Source organism: Burkholderia sp. 4NA327C6 (genome assembly GCF_005502655.1).
GTDB classification, from domain to species: Bacteria; Pseudomonadota; Gammaproteobacteria; order Burkholderiales; family Burkholderiaceae; genus Burkholderia; species Burkholderia contaminans.
Genome location: NZ_SCNZ01000043.1, coordinates 45,178 through 66,556, shown reverse-complemented (window position 1 = coordinate 66,556; position 21,379 = coordinate 45,178). Strand labels below are relative to the sequence as shown.

The window sequence follows — 21,379 nt, the reverse complement described above, 5'->3', positions numbered from 1 at the left end:
GGAATCGAACCCGGAGCCGATTATCTAGGGTTAATCCCGATACGGCGCACAACATTTCAAACACTTTACTTTGTTACAAAGGTGCAACACTTTGCAACCCGCGGACTTGGGTGTCCGTTCTAGAGTGGAAGGCCCTTTTGGCATTCCTTGACCCCGTGACCGCCGGCAGCGTGATTCCGGCACATGAGGCAGGACGGGATGCCGGATTTTATCTCAAAATCGACCGCGAGCCCCTGGCCAAGGCAAGATTCGCGCAGCGCGACACGCGGGCTTGTTTACAATGCCGGATTATTCAGTCCGGGCGAACGCCGGCCTGCGACCCAGCCGCCACGCTCACTCACCGAATCACCGCACGCATATTTTGGAATCTCTCACCCCTGCCCAGCGCAACGCCCACAACGCGAAGCTGTCGAGCTACGCGCATCGACCGATTGCGTTCCTGTTCCGCTACATCCGCCTGCATCCTGTCGCCCACCTGATCGTGCTCTGCAGCGTGCTGGCCGCCGTTGGCTGCGCGCTCGGCTCGCAATACGCGATCAAGCACCTGATCGACGTGCTGGCGACCGGGCGGCATCACCCCGGCCCGCTGTGGAGCGCGTTCGCGCTGCTCGTCGGGCTGATCGCGGCCGACAACCTGCTGTGGCGCGTCGGCGGCTGGTTCGCCGCGCACACGTTCGTCGCGGTCACCGGCGATCTGCGGCGCGACCTGTTCCAGTACCTGATCGGCCATTCGCCCACCTACTACGCGGAAAAGCAGCCCGGCACGCTCGCGAGCCGCATCACGGCCACGTCGAACGCCGTCTACACGTCGGAGAACACGATGGCGTGGAACGTGCTGCCGCCGTGCATCGCGGTGATGGGCGCGATCCTGATGATCATCGTCGTCAATCCGATGATGGCCGCCGGCCTGCTCGGCTGCTCCGCAGTGCTCTCCGTCGTGCTGTTCAAGCTGGCCGGACGCGGCTCGGCGCGCCACCACGCGTTTGCGGCGAAGGCCGCGGCGGTCGACGGCGAGCTCGTCGACGTGATCGGCAACATGGGCCTCGTGCGCGCGTTCGGGATGACGCTGCGCGAACAGAAGCGCTTCGGCGCAACGGTCAAGGCCGAGATGGATGCGCGCCAGCAGAGCCTGCTCTATCTCGAGAAGCTGCGCCTGCTGCACGCGGTGATCACCGCGATGCTGTCCGCCGGCCTGCTCGGCTGGGCCCTGTGGCTGTGGGACCAGGGCCGCGCGACGTCGGGCGACATCGTGCTCGTCAGCTCGCTCGGCTTCACGATCCTGCACGGCACGCGCGATCTCGCGGTCGCGCTCGTCGACGTCACGCAGCACATCGCGCGCCTGTCCGAAGCGGTGAAAACGCTGCTCGAGCCGCACGGGATGCCTGACCGCTCCGACGCGCAACCGCTGTCGGCCAAGGGCGGCCGCGTCGATTTCGAGCGCGTGACGTTCGCGTATCCGCACCGCCGCGCGATCCTCGACCACTTCGACCTCCATATCGAGCCGGGCCAGCGCGTCGGCCTGATCGGCAAGTCGGGCGCCGGCAAGTCGACCGTGCTCGCGCTGCTGCAGCGCTTCTACGACACGCAGGACGGCGCCGTGAAGGTCGACGGCCAGGACGTGAAGACGATCACGCAGGACAGCCTGCGCCAGGCGATCGCGCTCGTGCCGCAGGACATCTCGCTGCTGCACCGGACGATCTACGACAATATCGCGTACGGTCGCCCCGAAGCGACCCGTGACGAAGTGCTCGCCGCCGCGCGCGACGCCCGCTGCGCGGAATTCATCGAAGCGATGCCGGAAGGCTATGACACGATCGTCGGCGACCGCGGCGTCAAGCTGTCGGGCGGCCAGCGCCAGCGTATCGCGATCGCGCGCGCGATCCTGAAGGATGCGCCGATCCTGCTGCTCGACGAAGCGACGTCCGCACTCGACAGCGCGTCCGAGGAAGCGATCCAGAGCGCGCTCGACCGCCTGATGGTCGGCCGCACGGTGATCGCGATCGCCCACCGCCTGTCGACGCTGCGCAACTTCGACCGGATCATCGTGATGAACAACGGCAAGGTGATCGACGACGGCGCGCCCGACGTGCTGCGCAACCGCCCCGGCCTGTACCGCGACCTGCTCGCCAAACAGCACGGCCGCCACCACCCGGCCCCCGACGGCAGCACGCCGACCGGCGAACGCGTGGCCTGACACACCGGCCCGCAGGCGACAAAAAAGCCGCAGTGCGCGACGCACTGCGGCTTTTTCATTGCTCGATGAACCGTCGGTTACGCGTGCTGCAGATCGCGCAGGAAGTTGTCGCGCCACACCGACACGTTGTTCTCGCGAAGCTGCGCGATCATGTCCGTATAACGCGCACGCCGTTCGGCGAGCGGCATCGTCAGCGCCTGCGACAGCGCATCGGCCATCCCGTCGATATCGATCGGATTGACGATCAGCGCTCCCGTCAGCTCGCGTGCGGCGCCCGCGAAGCGCGACAGCACGAGCACGCCCGGATCCTCCGGGTTCTGCGCGGATACGTACTCCTTCGCGACGAGGTTCATCCCGTCGCGCAGCGGCGTCACGTAGCCGACCCGCGCGAGCCGGTACAGCGCGGCAAGCAGCTGGCGGTCGTACTGGCGATGGATATAGAGGATCGGCGCCCAGTCGAGCTCGGCGAAGCGCCCGTTGATGCGCCCCGACTCCCCTTCGAGCTGCAGGCGGATGTCCTGGTACGCGCGCAGCTCCGCGCGGGTCGACGGCGCGATCTGCAGGAACGACACGCGATTGCGATGCGACGGCTCGTGCTCGAGCAGCTTCTCGAACGCACGGAAGCGCTCGACGAGCCCCTTCGAGTAATCGAGCCGGTCGACGCTCATGATCAGCTTGCGGCCGCGCAGCGAGGTCGCGAGCGTGCGCACCGCCTTGCCGTGCTCGCCGGCCTGCGCGAGCGACGCGATCTCGTCCGGATGCACGCCGATCGGATACGCGGCCGCGCGCAGCGTCCGGCCGAATGCTCGCACCGTCGCCAGGTGGCCGTCGCGCTCGATCGCGCCGTCCGCCTCCGATTCGATGTAGTCGCAGAATGCGCGCAGGTCGGGTTCGGTCTGGAAGCCGAGCAGGTCGAACGCGCACAGCGACTCGACGAGGTCGCGATGCGGCGGCACGCTGACGAGCACCTGCGCAGCCGGAAACGGGATGTGCAGGAAGAAGCCGATGCGGTTCTTCACGCCGGCCGCGCGCAGTGCGCGCGCGAACGGGATCAGGTGATAGTCGTGCACCCAGATCACGTCGTCGTCCTGCAGCAGCGGCACGAGCTGCTGGGCGAGCCACACGTTCACGCGGCTGTAGCCTTCGAACTCGTGACGGTCGTACTGGATCAGGTCGGTGCGGTAGTGAAACGCCGGCCACAGCGTCGCGTTCGAGAAGCCGCGGTAATACTGGTCGTAGTCGCGCCGCGACAGGCCGATGGTGGCGAACGTGACCGGCCCGTGCTCCTCGACGCGGATCTGCGGCGCGCCGGACGCGACGACCTCGCCGCTCCAGCCGAACCACATGCCGCCCGTCTCCTTCAGCGCATCGTAGACGCCGATCGCGAGACCGCCCGCCGCCGGTTCGCCTTCCGAAATCGGCGCGACGCGGTTTGAAACAATGATGAGGCGACTCATGCGTCCGGCTGCTCCGCACCGAGCCAGCGCGCGATCTGCTCATGCAGCGCGTCGACCGAATCGAGCCGCGTGCGGGCGGACGTCTCGCCCGCGCCGACCTTGATCGACAGCCCGCCGCGCGCGTTGACCACCGCGAAGCCCTTCTCGTCGGTCAGGTCGTCGCCCGCGAACACCGGCACACGGCCGGCAAACGGCGGCTCGTCGAGGAACGCAGCGAGCGCGCGCCCCTTGTCGACTCCTTTCGGCTTGATCTCGAACACCATCTTGCCCGGCTGCAGCACATACGCATCGGCATAGTCGGCGACGAGGCGCTCGGTGGCCGCGCGCGCCGCCGCCTCGCGCTCGGGCGCGTTGCGATAGTGCAGCGCGACGGCCGCGCCCTTGATTTCGAGCAGCATGCCCGGATGACGGTCGACGACGGCCGCCAGCTCGCGCTCGATGCGCAGCAGGCGTTCGTCGTTGAAGCCGATGCGCTGCGTGTCGCCGTTCGCATCGCGGCGCTCCGCGCCGTGCAGGCCGGCGATCGGCATGCCGGGCATCTTCAGGAACGTGTCGATATTGTCGATGCCGCGCCCGGACACGATCGCGACCGCGCCGTGCGAGCGGCGCTGCAGCTCGTCGAGCAGCGTCAGCAGCGACGGCGGAACATGAATGCTGTCGGGCGTCGGCGCCAGTTCGACGAGCGTGCCGTCGAAGTCGAAGAAGAACGCGGTGTCGGTCAGGGACAGGGAAGCCGGAACGGATTGCATCGACTCGATAGTGTGAGGGTCGGCCGGCAAACGCCGGGCGGCCGCTGCGCGAATGGAATTGTGCGCATCTTACCGCGCCTGCGCATCGAGATGGGCGAAACCGGCGCGGCGCCGGCATGGCGCTGCCGCCTGCGTCAACTGCGACATATTGCCCCGCTCGCCCGCGGCGTACGGGTTTCGAAAGGACGCGGGCGCGCGAATTGCGCTACAGTCGCAACCGCCTGCCGCGCGACGCATGGCACCGCGCCGGCCGGTCAACCTTCCGTCCGATCGAGCCCCAGGATGTCGTCTGCCCGCACTGCGCCGAACCGGCGCGTCTCCCGCTTCATCCGCACGGCCGCAGCCCTCGCCGCCGCCGTGGCGCTCGCCGCGTGCACGCACGACGAGCCGCGCTGGAACCTGACCAACGTCACCGGCCACCTGCCCGACCTGTCGTTCACGCTGACGGGCGGCGACGGCCACCCCGTCGACGCCGATGCATTCCACGGCCAGGTCTCGCTCGTCTACTTCGGCTATACGCACTGCCCCGATGTCTGTCCCGAAACGATGGCGCGGCTGATGGAGGTGCTGGCGAAGCTCGGCCCGAAGGCAAGCAACGTGCGCATCCTGTTCGTCTCGGTCGACCCTGCGCGCGACACGCCGCAGGCAATGCAATCGTATGTCGCCGCATTCGACGCCGCGCATGCACGCGGCCTGACCGGCACCGATCGCCAGATCGAATCGCTCGCGAAGCGCTATCGCGTCGCATACCAGATGGAGAAGCGCGATCCGTCCGGCGGCTACGAAGTCACGCACAGCTCGGCCGTCTACATCTTCGACGCGAGCGGCCGCGCCCGCCTGCTTGCGACCGACCGCGACTCGCCCGACGCCATCGCCGCCGATGTGCGCCGGATCATCGACACCGCCTCCACTACCTGAATTCATCCCGACATGAAAACGAAAACGACCCTCAAGACGCTCGCCCTCCTCGCCGCGCTGTGCGCAGGCGCCCACGCGTATGCCGCCGGCGCGATCACCGCGCAGAACGCGTGGGTGCGCTGGCTGCCGAACAAGCTGCCGGCCGGCGGCTACGTGACGCTCGTGAACACGAGCGACAAGCCGGTCGATCTCATCGACGTCGACAGCCCCGACTACGGGATGGCGATGCTGCACCAGACCGTCTCGAACGGTTCGACGCAGAAAATGGAAATGGTCGACAAGCTGACGATCCCCGCGCGCCGCAAGGTCGACATCGCGCCGGGCGGCTATCACTTCATGCTCGAGGAGCCGAAGCACGCGATCAAGCCGGGCGACACCGTGCACCTGCGCCTGAAGTTCTCCGACGGAGAAACGGTCGATGCGCCGTTCGCCGTGAAGTCGCCGGCCCAGGCGAAGTGATGCGCGCGCAATGAACGTCCTGTACTGGCTCGATCCGTGGGAACCGTCGCCCACCGTGGTGATCGCGGTACTGACCGCCGCCGTGCTGTTCGCACGCGGCGTGAAGAAGGCGAAGGTGTCGCCGCTGCGGCAATTCTCGTTCTGGTTCGGGCTGACGGCGCTCTACATCGCGCTGCATACGCGGCTCGACTATTTCTTCGAGCACGAGTTCTTCCTGCACCGCGCGCAGCATCTGGTGCTGCACCACCTCGGGCCGTTCTTCATCGCGCTGTCGTATCCGGGCGCGGCGATTCGCGCGGGCATTCCGTTCCGCTGGCGGCAGCGTTTCGTGCGCCCCGCGCTCGCGTGGGCGCCCGTGCGCGCGACGCTCAACCTGGTGTTCCATCCCGTCGTCGCGGTCGTGCTGTTCGTCGGGCTGATCTATTTCTGGCTGCTGTCGCCGATTCACTTCATCGCGATGCTCGACTGGCGTCTCTATCGCGTGATGAACTGGAGCATGGTGATCGACGGGCTGCTGTTCTGGTGGCTCGTCGTCGATCCACGTCCCGCGCCGCCCGCACGGTTGTCGCCGGGCCGCCGGATCCTGATCGTCGTCGCGGCGATCCCGCCGCAGATCGCGCTCGGCGCGCTGATCTTCTTCACGCCGCACGAGCTGTATCCGATCTATTCGATCTGCGGCCGTGCATTCACGTGGCTGAGCCCGCTGCGCGACCAGCAGATCGGCGGCCTGCTGCTGTGGATTCCCGGCTCGATGATGAGCGTGATCGGCGCGCTGATCGCGCTGCGGCACTGGCTGCGGCTGTCCGCGCGCGGCCGCCTGATCGATGAACGGGCCGCGCAGCGCGCGGACCAGCCGCCGGTGGCGCACGCCGCGCACTGACTGCTGCTGCGCGGCGGGTCGCGCACTACGCGCGTGCGCTGCTCATCCACACGTGCGGGATGCCGTCCTCGTCGTGCACTTCCGAACTCGGCGCAAAGCCGAATGCCCCGTAAAAACGCTGCAAGTGGGCCTGCGCATGCAGGCTCACCGGCGTATCCGGCCACTGCGCGCGGATCTGCTCGAGCGCGCGCGACAGCAGTTCGTTGCCGAGGCCTGCGCCGCGAAACGCGGCGGTCGTCAGCACGCGGCCGATGCGTACGTCGGTGTTCTGCGCATCGGGCAGCAGCACGCGCAGATAGCCGGCCACGCGACCGGCCGGATCGAAGGCCGCCAGGTGCCATGCGGCCTGGTCCGCGTCGTCGATGTCGCGATACACGCAGTTCTGCTCGACGACGAACACCGCGCTGCGTGCTTCGAGGATCGAATAGACTTCGCGCGCCGTCAGCGCGTCGAAGGATTTCCAGCGCCAGTCGAGATCGGCGGCGCTCGGGGATGCAGCGGATGCGTTCATGGTCGGTCCTGATTCGGGCGCGCCGGCCGGCGCGCGGCAATCGACGATTATGCCTCGAAGCACCCTCGCCGCGCGACCGACCGTCCGCGCGCAAAAAAAGGCCCCGCATTGCGCGGGGCCTGTCCGTCATGCCGGCATCTGGCCGAAGCGGCCGCTGTTGAAGTCCTCGATCGCGGTACGGATCTCCGCTTGCGAGTTCATCACGAACGGCCCGTAGCCGACGACGGGTTCGTCGATCGGTTCGCCGCTCAGGATCAGCAGCTTCGCGTCGCCGTTCGCTTCGATCTCGACGTCGCGGCCGTCGCGTCCGAGCTGCACGAACTGCGCTTCGCGGGCGACCGTCTCGCCGTTCACCTGCACGGTACCGCTCAGCACGACCACCGCGAGCGTACGTCCTTCGGCGACCGGGAACCGCGCGTGGCCGCCGGCCACGAGCCGCACGTCCCATACGTCGATCGGCGTATGCGTGCGGGCCGGGCCGCGCCGCCCGTCGAGTTCACCCGCGATGATCCGCGCACGCCCCGCGCCGTCCGGCAGCTCGACCACGGGGATGTCGGCGTTCAGCAGCGTCTGGTAGCCGGGCGCGCCCATCTTGTCCGCGGCGGGCAGGTTCACCCACAGCTGCACCATCTCGAGCGGGCCGCCCCGCTGCGTGAATCCTTCCGAGTGGAATTCCTCATGCAGGATCCCGCTCGCAGCCGTCATCCACTGCACGTCGCCCGGGCCGATCACGCCGCCCGCGCCGGTCGAGTCGCGGTGCGCGACCTCGCCGTCATAGACGATCGTCACCGTTTCGAACCCGCGGTGCGGATGCTGGCCGACACCGCGCGGCGCCGAGACCGAACCCGGCTCGAACGTGGTCGGGCCGGCGTAGTCGAGGAGCAGGAACGGGCTCAGGTGCGCGCCGTGGGACTGGTAGCTGAACATCGAACGCACCGGGAAACCGTCGCCGACCCAATGGCCGCGCGGCGCACTGTACACACCCTGGATCTTCTTCATTGCCTTCTCCGAATTGCGGCGAAACACGTGTTTCGCATCCTGGGTAGAAATATAGTGGTGGAACGATCGATCCGGTAGACTGCCAAAATCGCACTCAGCGTTCCATTTCATGAACGATAAAGCGCGGGATCTGAACGATCTCTACTACTTCGTGCAGGTCGTCGAACACGGCGGCTTCGCACCGGCCGGGCGGGCGCTGGACATGCCGAAATCGAAGCTGAGCCGCCGCATCGCGCTGCTCGAGGCGCGGCTCGGGATGCGGCTGATCCAGCGCTCGACGCGCCGCTTCACGGTTACCGACGTCGGCCAGACCTATTACGCGCATTGCCGCGCGATGCTCGTCGAGGCCGATGCCGCCGACGAAGCGATCGCGCTGCTGCACGAGGAGCCGCGCGGCATCGTGCGCGTCAGTTGCCCGATCGTGCTGCTCGATTCGCTGGTCGGCACGATGATCGCCGCGTTCATGGTCGCGTGCCCGCGCGTCGAGATTCATCTGGAAGCAACCAACCGGCGCGTCGACGTGGTCGGCGAAGGGATCGACGTCGCGATCCGCGTGCGCCCGCCGCCGCTCGAAGACAGCGATCTCGCGCTGCGCGTGCTGGCCGAGCGCGGCCAGTGCCTCGTCGCAAGCCCGGCTCTGCTGCGCGAGCAGGGTGCCCCGGCCGTTCCTGCCGATCTCGCGCGCCTGCCGAGCCTCGATCACGGCGCCCCTCAGTCCGCGCACGTGTGGCGGCTGCGCGGGCCCGACGGCGCTCACGCGGAAATTCATCACCAGCCGCGCTTCGTGACGGGCGGCATGCTCGCGCTGCGCGCGGCCGCCGTGGCAGGCGTCGGCATCGTGCAGTTGCCGACGATGATGGTGCGCGATGAGGTCGCGCGCGGCGAGCTGGTGATCGTGCTGCCCGACTGGGCGCCGCGCCGCGAAATCGTGCACGCGGTGTTCGCGTCGCGCCGGGGGTTGCTGCCCGCGGTGCGTGCCCTGCTGGATTTTCTCGCGGAGCGGTTTGCCGAACTCGAACCCGATTGAGCGCGCCGCTTCACGCGTGACCGGCCGCTGCAAACCCGGCGCGCGTGCCGTAGACTGCGGTACGCGCATCGCGCATTTCACAACCCTGATCGCTTTCCCGCCATGTTCACGCTGTCCAACGACCCCAACGCCTCCAAGGCCGATCAATACGCGACGCTCGTCGAGCAAGCTCGCGCGCTCGTCGAATCCGAACGCGACCTGACCGCGAACGCGGCCAACTTCTCCGCGCTGGTCTACCACTCGCTCGACCGTCTCAACTGGGCCGGCTTCTACTTCTTCGACGGGACGGAACTCGTGGTCGGGCCGTTCCAGGGCAAGCCCGCCTGCGTGCGGATCGCGCTCGGCAAGGGCGTGTGCGGCACGGCCGCGCAGACGCGCGAGACGCAGGTCGTGCGCGACGTGCATGACTTCCCCGGCCATATCGCGTGCGACGCCGCATCGGAGTCGGAAATCGTCGTGCCACTGGTGGCCGCCGACGGCACGCTGATCGGCGTGTGGGACGTCGACAGCCCGGTCGCCGCGCGCTTCGACGACGAAGACCGCAAGGGGATGGAAGCGCTGTGCCGCGTGTTCGTCGAACACGCATGGCAGAAGGCGCGCGGTTGAGCGGCGGCCTGGCCGCGCGCCTCCACCGAACAACCGGTCGCCGCGTTCGCGCGTAAATCGCGCGCACCGCGCAACCTCGAACGAAAACGAAACGGGCTCCGCAAAGGGGCCCGTTCCACTGTGCCACCGCACCACCCTTCGTGGCGCACTGCAGGTATCAGGCGGCGTGCGTGCCCGACAGCGCCGGGAACGCCTGCGGCTTCGCGTCCTCGGTCAGCACCTCGAACCCGGCTTCCGTCACGACGACCATGTGCTCCCACTGGGCCGACAGCGAATGGTCCTTCGTGACGACCGTCCAGCCGTCCGCCAGCATGCGCGTGTCGCGCTTGCCCGCGTTGAGCATCGGCTCGATCGTGAAGATCATCCCCGGCCGGAGCGGCACGCCGGTGCCCGGACGGCCGTAGTGAAGCACCTGCGGCTCGTCGTGATAGACATCGCCGATGCCGTGCCCGCAGTATTCGCGAACCACGCTGAAGCCTTCGCGATGCGCGACCTGCTGGATCGCGTAGCCGACGTCGCCGAGCGTCGCACCCGGACGCACCGCGCGAATGCCCGCGTGCATCGCCTCATAGGTCGTCGCGACGAGGCGTCGTGCGAGCTCGTTCGGTTCGCCGACGAAATACATGCGGCTCGTATCGCCGAACCAGCCGTCCTTGATCACCGCGATGTCGAGGTTCACGATGTCGCCGTCGCGCAGTGGCCGCGACGTCGGAATGCCGTGGCACACCACGTGGTTGACCGACGTGCACAGCGTCTTCGGATAGCCGTGGTAGCCGATGTTCGCCGGGATCGCGCCGAGCACGTCGACGATGTATTCGCGGCAGAGCACGTCCAGCTCGTCGGTGGTGACACCCGGCTTCACGTGCTCGGTGATCATCGTCAGCACCTGCGACGCGAGCTTCGCGGCTTCGCGCGATTTGGCGATTTCCGCGGCACCGCGGATCGGGATCTCTCGTTTCGCCATTACGCCACCTGCTCGATGCCGTGCTCGACCGGTTCCGCCGGCCCCGTCTCACCGCCCCGTGCTTCGGCCTCGATCAGCATCCGGCAGATGTCGCCATAGGACAGCGCCGGATTGAGTTCCGCCAGCATCCCGACCCGCAGCCAGTGTTCGGCCTGCGCATTGATCGAGCGGCTCAGCGCCGTGCTGGTCGAGCGCAGCCGCTCGTGCATGTGCTCGGAAATCTTGATGATGCCCATATATCCCCAATTAAACGAAACGTAGTCGATTCGTATATTACGCCGTGCACGACTGCCGGGCAAGCCGTTCGAATTCCGTCGAGCCGCCTGGGATCGATACCGTTGACATCGAATTCCAGTTTGCTGGAAAATAAATCCATCATGAAAGAATCAGCCACCGCCGTTGCCGACGACACCGGCATCAACGAACGCATCGCCCGGCGCGTACGCGACCTGCGCACCGTGCGAGGCTACACGCTCGACGCGCTTGCCGCGCGCTCCGGCGTCAGCCGTTCGATGATCTCGCTCATCGAACGCGCTTCGGCCAGCCCGACGGCCGTCGTGCTCGACAAGCTCGCGGCCGGGCTCGGCGTGTCGCTGGCCGGGCTGTTCGGCGGCGACCAGGACGACACACCCGCGCAGCCGCTGGCCCGCCGCGCGCAGCAGGCCGAATGGCGAGATCCCGCGTCCGGCTATGTGCGCCGCAACCTCTCCCCGGCCGGCTGGCCATCGCCGATCCAGCTCGTCGAGGTGGATTTCCCGCCCGGTGCGCGCGTCGCGTACGACAGCGGCGGACGCGAAAGCGCGCTGCATCAGCAGGTGTGGGTGATCAGCGGCCGCGTCGACGTCACGTTCGGCGACGCGCTTCACGAACTTAACGAAGGCGACTGCCTGGCCATGCGGCTCGACCAGCCGCTGATTTTCAGCAATCCGTCGCCGCATGCCGCCCGCTATGTCGTCGCGATCTGCGATGCGCCTGCTGCCGCCGGCGTGCGGAACCTCTGATGAGCGCGTCGTCGCAGCAGCAATGCGCACGCCCGATTTATTGCCTACAGGAGCCGGTATGAATTCCCCGAAACAGCGCGACGACGTGCGCCTGATCGATTGCAGCGAGGCCGAGCACGCACCGGCCATTCTCGAGATCCTGAACGACGCGATCGCGAACTCCACCGCGCTGTACGACTACAAGCCGCGTCCGCCGGAAGCGATGGTTGCGTGGTTCGCGGCGAAGCGCGCGGGCGGCTTCCCGGTCATCGGCGCGGTGGATGCATCGGGCACGCTGCTGGGCTTTGCGAGCTGGGGCACGTTCCGCGCGTTTCCCGCCTTCAAGTACACGGTCGAACACAGCGTGTACGTGCATCGTGACCAGCGCGGCCGCGGGCTGGGCGAGGTGCTGCTGCGCGAAGTGGTCCGGCGCGCGCGCGAAGCACAGGTGCACGTGGTGGTCGGCTGCATCGATGCAACCAACGCAGGAAGCATCGCACTGCATACGAAGCTGGGATTCGTGCACTCGGGCACGATCACGCAGGCGGGATTCAAGTTCGGCCGGTGGCTCGACGCGGCGTTCTATCAGTTGACGCTCGACACGCCGGCGCAGCCGGTGGATGGTTGAGCGAAGCGCGCGACGACCGAGCGGCATCGCACAGCCGAAGCCCGTTCGAGGATCGCGCTTCAACCGCTGAAACCAAAAAGTCCGCTCACACCGGGCTTTTGCTTTTAGGCATGCGCTACGGATGCATTTTCCGGGAGAGCCGCTGCCCGTCTCGCACGAAACCATGATGCGCATAAAAACGGTGAGCACCCGGGCGTTGATCGCCGCTCGTCACCTCCAGCTTCACGCATCGGCCGCTCTCGAACCAACGTTCTGCAGTCGCCATCAGTGCACCACCAATTCCGCATCCCTTGTGACGCTCGTCGACGACCATGCTCGTGATGCGCCCGAGATTTCCGGCTGCATGAAAGAGCGGCAGGATGTGCAGGCTGATGCTGCCGACCACCTCGCCGCCCATCGTTGCCACACATACCCGGTCACCTGGCTTGTCGGCGAACGACTGCAATTTTTCGTGAATCAGCGCGGGCGTTGCCTCGTATCCAAGCTGGCACAGCAGCCTCGCGATTGCGGCGCAATCGGCTAGCCGCGCCGCTCTCACTTCAAGCCCGGTGGTGGTCAATTCGCTTCACCTGGTTTCGCCATCGATCGCCTCGGCGTCTCGTGCAGGACTCGAACGCCCGCTGATCGCGCCATGCTACCGCACCTGCCCCACCCGCCTCCGAGCCGGACGCAGAAAAAGAAAAGCCCCGCCGAAGCGGGGCTTTATCTCGTTCTACCTGGAGGCGCGAGCCGGAGTCGAACCGGCCTAAACGGCTTTGCAGGCCGCTGCATAACCGCTTTGCTATCGCGCCAAAAGCGGACTGTGCGAATGCCGTGAGGCAAGCGACAGATTTTTTATTCGAGGACCGAAAGTCCATCAAATAAAAAGGGAAGCTTGGCTTCCCCATTACTTGGAGCGGGAAACGAGACGTGTACTAGGACAGTAAGTCGTTGTTTCCCAAACACTTTCTTCGTTGGGCTGGCCAGCGAAGACCTCAATTGTAGCCTTGTTTTTCGTCCTCGGCAACAAATTCGTCCAAAGAGTTCCACGGACGTCCATAGAGCTGCACTCAGCACACCACACCCACGATCGGTACATCGTCGTAGGCGACTGCCTCGAACTCATCACCCACGCCCGGTTGTCTGCCCGCATCCATCATCGCGAAGACAACCCAGGTAGATGGTTCTGGTGATGGCACAAGTCGGATGCCACCTGGAAGCGCCAGCACCACAACTCACAGGCGACCTTCTGTCCAAGCTCCTTTGGAAGAACGCTCACGCTGGCCACCGCGTTCCCACACACGATTCTTTATCGATATATCAGGATGACGGGGCAAGCATGACAGGTGCGGGTTTGCTGCGTCCGGCTGGACATTGGGCGACGATTGCGGCCCCCTCGCGCTTCCTAAGACCGCTGGCATATCAGGTCATACCTAGACGGTTTTGCAGAAACCGTAACTTCTCACGACCCTGATAGCGTGAGCGTCGCTGTCGAGCCTACGTCCCGATGCTCGACCTTCTAATCGATGATTTTTGCACATCGAACACACGACGACTACCAGTTGCGCGAACTGGTGAGAAGTATTCAAACCACATGACGAAGCGGCCTTCGGGACCCACTTCCTACACAAGCGACAGGCCGACCATGAGGTCGGCGACAAAGGAGTCGGTCATGTAGTTCTTCTCCTGGAAGGAGACGGAGCATGCACGAGAACAAGAATGATGCACCAACATCAAAGGTGTTCTATCGCCCGATCGAAGCGTCCATCCGCTGGGCCGGGCTGCTGCGATACGAGCAGGTGATCCTGGCTTCGATTTCGTCGCCAAGGCGCCTGCCGCAGTCGTTGGACTGTCCACGTTGTGACGAGCTGCGGCTTTGCACCGAACGCATCTTCGACGGCATCCTCAATGGAGAACTGCCCTTCGGACGGAACGGCATCACGACGCGCGATTCCGCGCTGATCGACTCCCCTGATCTGACGGTGCGCCACGTCGATCTGAAGAGCTGGATGCGCCAGCACTATCCCGAGCAACGACCGTGCTTCCTCTTCTCCCGGAGCGAGCGCATCGCCCATCCCTTCATCTCGGTGGAAACTGGGCAGGCGATGCTAGTCGAGCGCCTGGCCCTGAAGTCCACCTTGGACCAGTACAAACGCCAACTGCATGAGTTGCAGGAAAAGCACGGGGCGCTTCTCAAGCAGATGGCGCCCTCTACTGGCGCACAGTGCCTGATCAGTGATCGCGCCGAAGCCACCTACCTGAACATTATCGGCAGCATGCTGGACCTGATGCTCGGCCAGTCGCCTTCGGGCGTGCCGTACTCCAGCTTCAAGACGCAGGAGGCGGTGGTCAGTGCATTGGTCGCCCATCACAGCGGCGCAATGGGGATCGCGGAGCGGACGCTAAACGGCAAGTTCGCCACGGCCAGACGCCGGCTGCGTAGCGCAACAGTCTGAGGTTTTCCATCTTGTATGTGCAATCGCGGAGATTGCATTTGCAATGTCTTTTCCCATCCATGTCTATTGAATGGAGGTCACGCCAACAAACGCCACTGAGCGTTCAGGAGTGACCGCCATGTCGCAAACACCTGCACTGCCCGCAAGCGAGCGCCGCATCCTGCGGCTTGATGAAGTCGAAACCAAGTCGGGTTTCAAACGCGCCCACATCTACAACCTGATGCGCAAAGGCCTGTTCCCGAAGGCGCTGCGCCTGGGCGTGCGCGCGGTCGGTTGGGACTCCATCGAGATCGATCAGTGGATCGCCGAGCGCGTCAACAACCGGGCCTGACCCGTTCTCCAGCGGACTTCCCATCCTCACACGGAGAACGCCATGCAGGTCGTATCCATCATTTCAACCAAAGGTGGCGTCGGCAAGACCACCACGGCCGCGAACCTCGGCGGGCTTGCCGCGGACGCGGGGCTGCGTGTACTGCTGCTCGACCTCGACGTGCAGCCCACCTTGTCCTCGTACTACGAGCTAGGCCACCGCGCACCTGGTGGCATCTACGAGTTGCTGGCCTTCAACGAGCGCGACCTCGGGCTGCTTGTGTCCCGCACGATCATCGAGGGCCTGGACTTGGTGCTCTCCAACGACCACCGAGGCGAGCTGAACACTTTGCTGCTGCACGCGCCGGATGGGCGCCTACGGTTGCGCCATCTCTTGCCGGTCCTGGCGCCTCTCTATGACCTGGTGCTGATCGACACCCAAGGTGCGCGCTCGGTGCTGCTGGAGATGGCGGTGCTCGCCTCCAACCTCGCGCTGTCGCCCGTGACCCCGGAAATTCTCGCGGCGCGCGAGCTGCGGCGCGGCACCATGCAGTTGCTCGAAGACATTGCGCCCTACCGGCACCTGGGCATCGAGCCTCCACCTCTGCATCTGCTCATCAATCGTGTCCACCCTGTGTCAGCCAATGCACGGCTGATCCAGCAGGCCCTGCGCGATCTTTTCCAGGACCACGCCGGCATCCGCGTGCTGGCTACCGACGTGCCGGCCATCGAGGCGTATCCGCGTGCAGCTACGCGCGGATTGCCAGTGCATCGGGTCGAATACCGCCAGCCGCCGGGCAGAGTCGCCCCCGCCGCGCTCGACACCATGCGCGGCCTCGCAGACGAACTATTTCCGCAATGGCGGCACCGATTTGCCATGGTGTCCGGCCGTCCGCCACACCCTCTTGATGCCGGGAGGTCCCATGGCGAACGCACATGAGCTTGCCCGTGGCCACAAGCGGCTTCGCGCCCTGATCGAGTTCGCGGTTGGCGAAGGTTGGCACGTCAAACGCACGCCTGGCGGCCACCTCAAGTTCACCAAGCCTGGCTGCGCCGCGATCTACACCAGCTCGACGGCCAGCGACCACCGGGCGACCCTGAATGCCCGTGCGCAAATCCGCCGCGCCGAGCGCGAGGCCCGATACCAAGCGCAGGGAGGCGGCCATGGCTGAGATCACCTCCCAGCAGATGGCCGGCAAGCTGCTCGCGGCCGGGTTCGAGCGTAGCGGCCCGTCAGCCTCGACCTTGAGCGACCCGATCGCCGACACACCCATGGTCGTGACCCTAGATCAGTTGCGCCCCTACGACCACGATCCCAGGAAAAAACGCAACCCGGCCTACGAGGAAATCAAGGCGTCCATCCGCGAGCGCGGTCTGGACGCGGCGCCGGCCATCACTCGCCGACCAGGTGAGGACCACTACATCATTCGCAACGGCGGAAATACGCGGCTGGCGATCCTGCGCGAACTATGGTCAGAGACCAAGGACGAGCGGTTTTTCCGTGTATCGTGCCTGTTCCGGCCGTGGCCCAGCCGCGGCGAAGTCGTCATGCTGACCGGCCACCTGGCCGAGAACGAATTGCGCGGGGGCCTCACGTTCATCGAGCGCGCCCTCGGCGTCGAGAAGGCGCGCGAGTTCTACGAGCAAGAAAGCGGCACTGCCTTGAGCCAGTCCGAGCTGGCCCGCCGCCTCGCCGCCGATGGCTTCCCGGTACAACAGTCGCACATCAGCCGCATGAACGACGCGGTGCAGTATCTCCTGCCCGCGATCCCGACCGTGCTCTATGGCGGTCTCGGTCGCCATCAGGTCGAACGCCTGTCGGTCATGCGCAAAGCCTGCATGCTCGCGTGGGAGCGCTACGCCAAGGGCCACCCACTGGTTCAGGACTTCGACGAATTTTTCCAGGACGTGCTGTCGCAATTCGACGTCCAGGCCGACGAGTTCTCCGCGCAGCGTGTACAGGACGAGCTGATCGGCCAGATGGCCGAGATGCTTGGTGTCGATTACGACGTGCTCGCCCTGGACATGACCGAATCCGAGAGCCGGCAGCGCGCCTTGGTCAGCGACCCAACGCCGCCCTCGACGCCGCCTGCGTTGCCGGAGCCGGGAACCATCGCGCGCCCACCTGCCAACACTGCGCCACCCATCGCAGGGGCTGCATCCGCAGCGCCGCCTGCAGGCCGACCTGCGGCAACGCCCTCGACGCGCGAGAGCGACACGGATGCCAGTCAGGCAAGTCCGGCCAACCCTGCGGTGGGTGGCGATCTGCTTCGGGAGCACATCGTCTCGCCGGCACCGACGACCGAACGGCTCCAGTCCATTCAGCGTATGGTCGCCGACCAGTTGGGTGATGCGCTGCCGCCAGACTTCTCGGTGAGCGTCTTGCAGTCCATCCCTGTGCAGGCTGGCGGGCTCTATCCGATCTCCGATGTCTGGTACATCGATCCCGGCCTGGACACAGCCGAGCGCCTGCGCATCCACATCGCACAGTTCGCCCGCGAAATCGCGGGCGAGGCAGACCTGGACGAGTGCATTGATGACCGTGCAGAGGGTATCGGTTTCGTCTGCCGGGCCCGCACCCAAAGCTCGGCGCCGCTGGGCCGTGCCGTCCTCGCGCTGTTAGCGTGCCTGGCCGGTCAGCGGCCCGCCGACGTCGGCCTGCACGACGGGCAAATCGTCATCGAACTGCCGGCGCTGCTGCACGGCCAGGGTGATGCGGCCCAGCGATTGAGCGATACCTCGCTGGTCAAGCTGTTCCGGCTGCTGCGGTTGGCCCGGCACCTGCTCGACCTTGAAGCCGGCGCTGCAGGCGTTGGAATTTGAGCGAGGGAGGCCAGCATGTCCGCACCACACCCACTCAACCAGGCCGTCATCGCCCAGGCCCTCTATGACTTGCGTAATGGGCAACTGCGCCGGTGCAAACTGATGGGGTTTGGCGAGGAAGAACTGGACGCCCTCAAGCATCCCGCGCTGATCAGCGTGCTCGCCAACGCTAACGTCTCCTGGTGCTCGGTGACGGTCAACCGCGAAGTGCTCCGGCGACTGCTCAAGCAGGCGCAGGACGTGGAGAAGGAAATCGCCACGGTCGATCGCATGCTCAGGCTGGGCGCGAGCACCGAGATGGTCAGTCGGTTCTATGGCCTGACCCATCAGGAGGTGGCGCTTCGCCGCGAAATCCTCGGCCTGCCGAAGCGCAAGGGCCGCCACCCCGTGCTGGATGAGAAACAGGACACGGAGCTGTGGCGGCAATGGAAGGCCGTGACCGGCAGCAGAAATGTCGATCTCGAAGACGAAACCTCCATCCTCGACGCCACCATGGACTTGGCCGAAGGCATGTCGCTGCCTCTGTCGGTGGTCTGGGCCTCGATCAAGAGCTGGGTCGATCAGGGATTGGGTTGAGCCATGGCCGTGGACAACACCACACCACGCCGTGGCCCCGTCGCACTCGCGGACCTGTTCGACGCCGCCTTGAAAGACCTCGTGCCCAAGCCCAGCCCCAGTGCGCCAGCACCCATGCCTGCGCCGACGCCCGCCACGTCCGGCGATGCCTTCCTCTTCAGCGGCAACCGGCATGAGACCGTGCCGCGGCGGCTGTTCCTCGACCGTCGCCTGACGCCGCTGGAGCGCAACGCCTGGCAGGTGTTCCGGCTGATGCTCAACGACGATGGCGTGACCGCCTTCCCGACTTATGAGCAGCTTCGCCCCTGGCTGGCGTCGATGCCCTGCGCCGGGCAGGCCTCGCATGAAACCGTGGCCCGAGCGTTGACACTGTTGCGCCTCACCAGATGGTTGAGCCTGGTGCGGCGACGGCGTGACCCCAAGACCGGCCGCATCCTCGGCAACCTCTATGTTCTGCACGACGAACCACTGACGCCCTTCGAGGCCATGCAGCTCGACGCCGACTACCTGGCACTGGTCAGCCAGTCCCTTGGCCATTCGGCCAAGGCCGTCCAGATGGTCGGCCTGAACACCCTCAAGGAGATCGCGGAAGATCCGCTGCTCTCTGGGCGCACACTGCCGTCGCGGCTGCAAGTCCTGGCAGAACGCCTCGCCAGCCAAGGCATCACGGCCGCCGAGAGTTATCCACAGGAGGATGCCGCCCACGAATCCGAAGAAGGAGCATCGAGCCTTCTTCGGAATGCGGATGACCCATCTTCGGAATCCGAAGCAGGGGCGAAACCCGCGCCAGACGCCTCTCTTCGGAATCCGAAGCAGGCCCGTACAGTACGTAGTAGTCGTATTAATGAAGTACGTACTACCGCGCAGGCGCGCGCGCTGGGCGATTTGCAATGGCCCAAGCGCTTCACGGAACTGAAGGCAGAGCAGCAGACAGGTGCCAGGGTGGCATTGCAGCAGGTCGATGCCGCGCTGAGACAGGCCGTGCTGGACGAATGGGCCACACGATGCAGCAATCATGGCATCCGCAATCCTGCGGGGTATCTGTTCGGCATCATCCAGCGCGCCATCCATGGCGAGTTCAATGCCTGGGCCAAGAAAGACGCGCCATCGGCATCCGTCCCGCCAAACGAGCGGCCACCACCAGCACCGCCACCTCAGCCGCAGGGTAAGCCAGTGCCACCGGAAGTCGCCAAGCAGCACATCGAGCGGCTACGCAATCTGCTCGCCAGCAATTGAGTCGGCATGCAAGGTGGTGAAAGTAGATGTCCATGGCCGCCAGTAGAGCTATCCCCTGGGGATAGTTCCGCTGCTGGGCACAACACCAGGCTGTCGCAGGCCTGGGATCGACCCTCTGCCGCAGCATCGGTGTTGTCCCCCCTGATCCCGGCGTGCAGCGTTCGTTGGCGCTCCATGGAGCTATCCCCAGGGGATAGCTCATGCCGCATGCAACCGCCACGCCCTAAACCGGGGCCGGCCGGGATTCGGATTCTTGACTGACTGCCTTCCGCTTCCTGCCGAAGCTGGCCGCTCCTTTTCCAACAACGAGCGGACACCATGGCAACCAATGAACCTCTGCAACTGAATCTCGGCTCCCTGCGCAGTGCGATGTCGCTGACCCTGCACACCCACCACGCTTCCCGCATCTGGCACGGCCGCGCCGCCACCGAGGGGCGACCGGGCATCGTCGGCCTGAACGGCTACATCGCTCAGATGAACAAGATGCGGCGGGGCTCGGAGCAGGACGACCCGTACAGCGACTTCTGGATGCTGCGCATCGAGGAAAAGCTCGACCACACCAAGGCCACGCTGCAATCGCTGCGCGAGCAGGTGGACCAGGCGCTGGCGAGCGTGCCGCCAGCGCTTAGCCTGGGCGAAAACCTCAACGTGCAGCCGGTCAAGCTGCCGCTCTTCGTCAACGCGCAGCTCGGCTTTGCCGCGGTCTATCTTCTGGCCGACTACGACGACATCGCCCGCAAGCTGATCCTCGCCCATCACACCGCGCTCATTGACCGCAGCACCTTGGAACGCTGGCTCAACGAGGGCGCACATTCACTGCGCAGCCTGTTCTCGCTGGCCCAGCAGTACCGCTATTCGGGCTGCACACGCGATGATTTCGCGTCGAAGAATGCCGCAGCGCGGGCCGCGCTGGAGAAGTACGGCGAACTGCCGCAGGACGTGCTGGAAGGCACTCGCCGCTCGAAGTTTGCGCCGCCCATCGTGCGCCGTGGCCTGCAGCAGCGCAGCGACGGTCCTGCCGAAGCACCTCCGCCCGGAGATGAAGCCACCACCGCAGAGCCGCCCGAAACCGCAGCCGACGAGGACGAGCCGGCATGAGCGATCCGAACCAACCGACCCGCTACTTCCGAGGCCTGCAACAGGGTGCCTTCATGCGGCTGGAACACGCAGCCTCTCTAAAAGGCCTTTTAAAGCCTTTTAAGGGTAAAGGGGACTTCGAGGCCTGGGCCAGCCAGTGCTTCGCCATGCGCGACGAGTTGATTGCCCTGGCACAGCGACAGGTGCTGGAGCAGGCATGCGGGCACCCCTTCCACCTGCTGTCCATCGAACTGGCCCAACAGACCACCGGCGCAGGAACCGTCTTCTTGCGCTGGCGCAGGCACGACAGGTCGGCCATGGGCGTGGCGCTGTGGCGGGAGCTGATCGCCAGCACCAGCACGCCCGTCAACCTGCTGGCCGACCTGCACGCGATCGAGCTGCAGCGCATCACGTTGAACATGCAGATCAGCCTGCTGCACACCTTGGGCAGGCAGGCGCAGGAATGCGCCAGCAAGGCGGCCCAGGCGGACGACGCCTACCTGCGCCGACTCACGCCCATTCCCGCCGCAATGCGCGATCGATGATTGCGC

The 21,379-nt window shown here is 65.8% G+C and carries 24 protein-coding genes and 1 tRNA gene; 17 read left to right on the top strand and 8 right to left on the bottom strand.

What is annotated here, in order from left to right; translation table 11 throughout:
• Window positions 1-361 precede the first annotated feature (361 nt).
• Window positions 362-2,194 carry an ABC transporter ATP-binding protein gene (locus FFS49_RS32045; RefSeq protein ID WP_039348308.1) on the top strand — a complete coding sequence of 611 codons (1,833 nt, stop codon included), beginning with the start codon at window positions 362-364 and terminating at the stop codon, window positions 2,192-2,194.
• Between the two features lie 77 nt (window positions 2,195-2,271).
• Here the strand turns inward: FFS49_RS32045 and otsA are convergent, their stop codons facing one another.
• Window positions 2,272-3,651 carry an alpha,alpha-trehalose-phosphate synthase (UDP-forming) gene (gene otsA / locus FFS49_RS32040; RefSeq protein WP_039348312.1) on the bottom strand — a complete coding sequence of 460 codons (1,380 nt, stop codon included), beginning with the start codon at window positions 3,649-3,651 and terminating at the stop codon, window positions 2,272-2,274.
• Window positions 3,648-4,400, bottom strand: a complete 753-nt coding sequence (gene otsB, locus FFS49_RS32035; protein ID WP_039348314.1) for a trehalose-phosphatase — start codon at window positions 4,398-4,400, stop codon at window positions 3,648-3,650. Before otsB ends, otsA begins: the two co-directional genes overlap by 4 nt.
• Before the next feature lie 282 nt (window positions 4,401-4,682).
• On the opposite strand from otsB, the gene FFS49_RS32030 reads away from it, so the two are divergent.
• From FFS49_RS32030 to FFS49_RS32020, 3 genes are read left to right on the top strand one after another with little or no spacing between them, the layout of a single operon-like run.
• Window positions 4,683-5,318 (top strand): SCO family protein, encoded by a 636-nt coding sequence (locus FFS49_RS32030; RefSeq protein ID WP_105816292.1) that lies wholly within the window; start codon window positions 4,683-4,685, stop codon window positions 5,316-5,318.
• Between the two features lie 12 nt (window positions 5,319-5,330).
• Window positions 5,331-5,777: a copper chaperone PCu(A)C gene (locus tag FFS49_RS32025; RefSeq protein WP_105816293.1), complete on the top strand. Its 447-nt coding sequence runs from the start codon at window positions 5,331-5,333 to the stop codon at window positions 5,775-5,777.
• A 10-nt stretch (window positions 5,778-5,787) separates the two neighbouring features.
• A complete protein-coding gene (locus FFS49_RS32020) occupies window positions 5,788-6,657 on the top strand; it encodes a cytochrome c oxidase assembly protein (protein ID WP_105816294.1) in 870 nt (289 codons plus the stop codon).
• Window positions 6,658-6,682: 25 nt separating this feature from the next.
• On the opposite strand, the gene FFS49_RS32015 is transcribed toward FFS49_RS32020, so the two are convergent.
• Together FFS49_RS32015 and FFS49_RS32010 are read right to left on the bottom strand one after the other, a co-directional pair.
• Window positions 6,683-7,168, bottom strand: a complete 486-nt coding sequence (locus FFS49_RS32015) for a GNAT family N-acetyltransferase (protein ID WP_039348323.1) — start codon at window positions 7,166-7,168, stop codon at window positions 6,683-6,685.
• Between the two features lie 126 nt (window positions 7,169-7,294).
• The gene (locus FFS49_RS32010) at window positions 7,295-8,167 is read right to left on the bottom strand and encodes a pirin family protein (RefSeq protein WP_105816307.1); all 873 of its coding nucleotides are present in this window, start codon (window positions 8,165-8,167) and stop codon (window positions 7,295-7,297) included.
• Window positions 8,168-8,276: 109 nt separating this feature from the next.
• Between FFS49_RS32010 and FFS49_RS32005 the strand changes: the two genes are divergently transcribed.
• A complete protein-coding gene (locus FFS49_RS32005; RefSeq protein WP_039348327.1) occupies window positions 8,277-9,194 on the top strand; it encodes a LysR family transcriptional regulator in 918 nt (305 codons plus the stop codon).
• Between the two features lie 102 nt (window positions 9,195-9,296).
• Window positions 9,297-9,800 carry a GAF domain-containing protein gene (locus tag FFS49_RS32000; RefSeq protein WP_046545261.1) on the top strand — a complete coding sequence of 168 codons (504 nt, stop codon included), beginning with the start codon at window positions 9,297-9,299 and terminating at the stop codon, window positions 9,798-9,800.
• Window positions 9,801-9,957: 157 nt separating this feature from the next.
• Here the strand turns inward: FFS49_RS32000 and map are convergent, their stop codons facing one another.
• The gene (map, locus tag FFS49_RS31995) at window positions 9,958-10,764 is read right to left on the bottom strand and encodes a type I methionyl aminopeptidase (RefSeq protein WP_105816295.1); all 807 of its coding nucleotides are present in this window, start codon (window positions 10,762-10,764) and stop codon (window positions 9,958-9,960) included.
• A complete protein-coding gene (locus FFS49_RS31990; protein ID WP_039348336.1) occupies window positions 10,764-11,000 on the bottom strand; it encodes a ParD-like family protein in 237 nt (78 codons plus the stop codon). The genes map and FFS49_RS31990 overlap by 1 nt, the downstream gene beginning before the upstream one ends.
• A gap of 141 nt (window positions 11,001-11,141) precedes the next feature.
• Between FFS49_RS31990 and FFS49_RS31985 the strand changes: the two genes are divergently transcribed.
• Entirely contained in the window at window positions 11,142-11,765 is a 624-nt protein-coding gene (locus FFS49_RS31985) for a helix-turn-helix domain-containing protein (RefSeq protein WP_105816296.1), read from the top strand.
• Window positions 11,766-11,823: 58 nt separating this feature from the next.
• On the top strand, window positions 11,824-12,372 hold the full coding sequence (locus tag FFS49_RS31980) for a GNAT family N-acetyltransferase (RefSeq protein WP_039348343.1): 549 nt from the start codon (window positions 11,824-11,826) through the stop codon (window positions 12,370-12,372).
• 115 nt (window positions 12,373-12,487) lie between these two features.
• Here the strand turns inward: FFS49_RS31980 and FFS49_RS31975 are convergent, their stop codons facing one another.
• Together FFS49_RS31975 and FFS49_RS31970 are read right to left on the bottom strand one after the other, a co-directional pair.
• Entirely contained in the window at window positions 12,488-12,931 is a 444-nt protein-coding gene (locus tag FFS49_RS31975) for a GNAT family N-acetyltransferase (protein ID WP_105816297.1), read from the bottom strand.
• A 158-nt stretch (window positions 12,932-13,089) separates the two neighbouring features.
• Window positions 13,090-13,163 (bottom strand) — tRNA-Cys (locus FFS49_RS31970).
• Between the two features lie 891 nt (window positions 13,164-14,054).
• On the opposite strand from FFS49_RS31970, the gene FFS49_RS31965 reads away from it, so the two are divergent.
• The 9 genes from FFS49_RS31965 to FFS49_RS31925 all read left to right on the top strand — a co-directional run bounded on the left by FFS49_RS31965 (window position 14,055) and on the right by FFS49_RS31925 (window position 21,373).
• Window positions 14,055-14,807: a hypothetical protein gene (locus FFS49_RS31965; protein ID WP_023093477.1), complete on the top strand. Its 753-nt coding sequence runs from the start codon at window positions 14,055-14,057 to the stop codon at window positions 14,805-14,807.
• A 118-nt stretch (window positions 14,808-14,925) separates the two neighbouring features.
• The gene (locus FFS49_RS31960) at window positions 14,926-15,138 is read left to right on the top strand and encodes an AlpA family transcriptional regulator (protein WP_009459729.1); all 213 of its coding nucleotides are present in this window, start codon (window positions 14,926-14,928) and stop codon (window positions 15,136-15,138) included.
• A 42-nt stretch (window positions 15,139-15,180) separates the two neighbouring features.
• Window positions 15,181-16,056: a ParA family protein gene (locus FFS49_RS31955; protein WP_023093476.1), complete on the top strand. Its 876-nt coding sequence runs from the start codon at window positions 15,181-15,183 to the stop codon at window positions 16,054-16,056.
• Window positions 16,040-16,288, top strand: a complete 249-nt coding sequence (locus tag FFS49_RS31950; protein ID WP_019726333.1) for a hypothetical protein — start codon at window positions 16,040-16,042, stop codon at window positions 16,286-16,288. Before FFS49_RS31955 ends, FFS49_RS31950 begins: the two co-directional genes overlap by 17 nt.
• The gene (locus FFS49_RS31945; RefSeq protein ID WP_023093475.1) at window positions 16,281-17,939 is read left to right on the top strand and encodes a ParB family protein; all 1,659 of its coding nucleotides are present in this window, start codon (window positions 16,281-16,283) and stop codon (window positions 17,937-17,939) included. The genes FFS49_RS31950 and FFS49_RS31945 overlap by 8 nt, the downstream gene beginning before the upstream one ends.
• 15 nt (window positions 17,940-17,954) lie before the next feature.
• Window positions 17,955-18,515 carry a DUF2857 domain-containing protein gene (locus tag FFS49_RS31940; protein ID WP_023093474.1) on the top strand — a complete coding sequence of 187 codons (561 nt, stop codon included), beginning with the start codon at window positions 17,955-17,957 and terminating at the stop codon, window positions 18,513-18,515.
• Window positions 18,516-18,518: 3 nt separating this feature from the next.
• Complete coding sequence (locus tag FFS49_RS31935; RefSeq protein WP_023093473.1) at window positions 18,519-19,751, top strand: STY4528 family pathogenicity island replication protein; 1,233 nt, start codon at window positions 18,519-18,521, stop codon at window positions 19,749-19,751.
• Between the two features lie 318 nt (window positions 19,752-20,069).
• Entirely contained in the window at window positions 20,070-20,849 is a 780-nt protein-coding gene (locus tag FFS49_RS31930; RefSeq protein WP_023093472.1) for a PFL_4669 family integrating conjugative element protein, read from the top strand.
• Entirely contained in the window at window positions 20,846-21,373 is a 528-nt protein-coding gene (locus tag FFS49_RS31925) for a DUF3158 family protein (protein ID WP_034084952.1), read from the top strand. Before FFS49_RS31930 ends, FFS49_RS31925 begins: the two co-directional genes overlap by 4 nt.
• The last annotated feature ends 6 nt before the right edge of the window (window positions 21,374-21,379 follow it).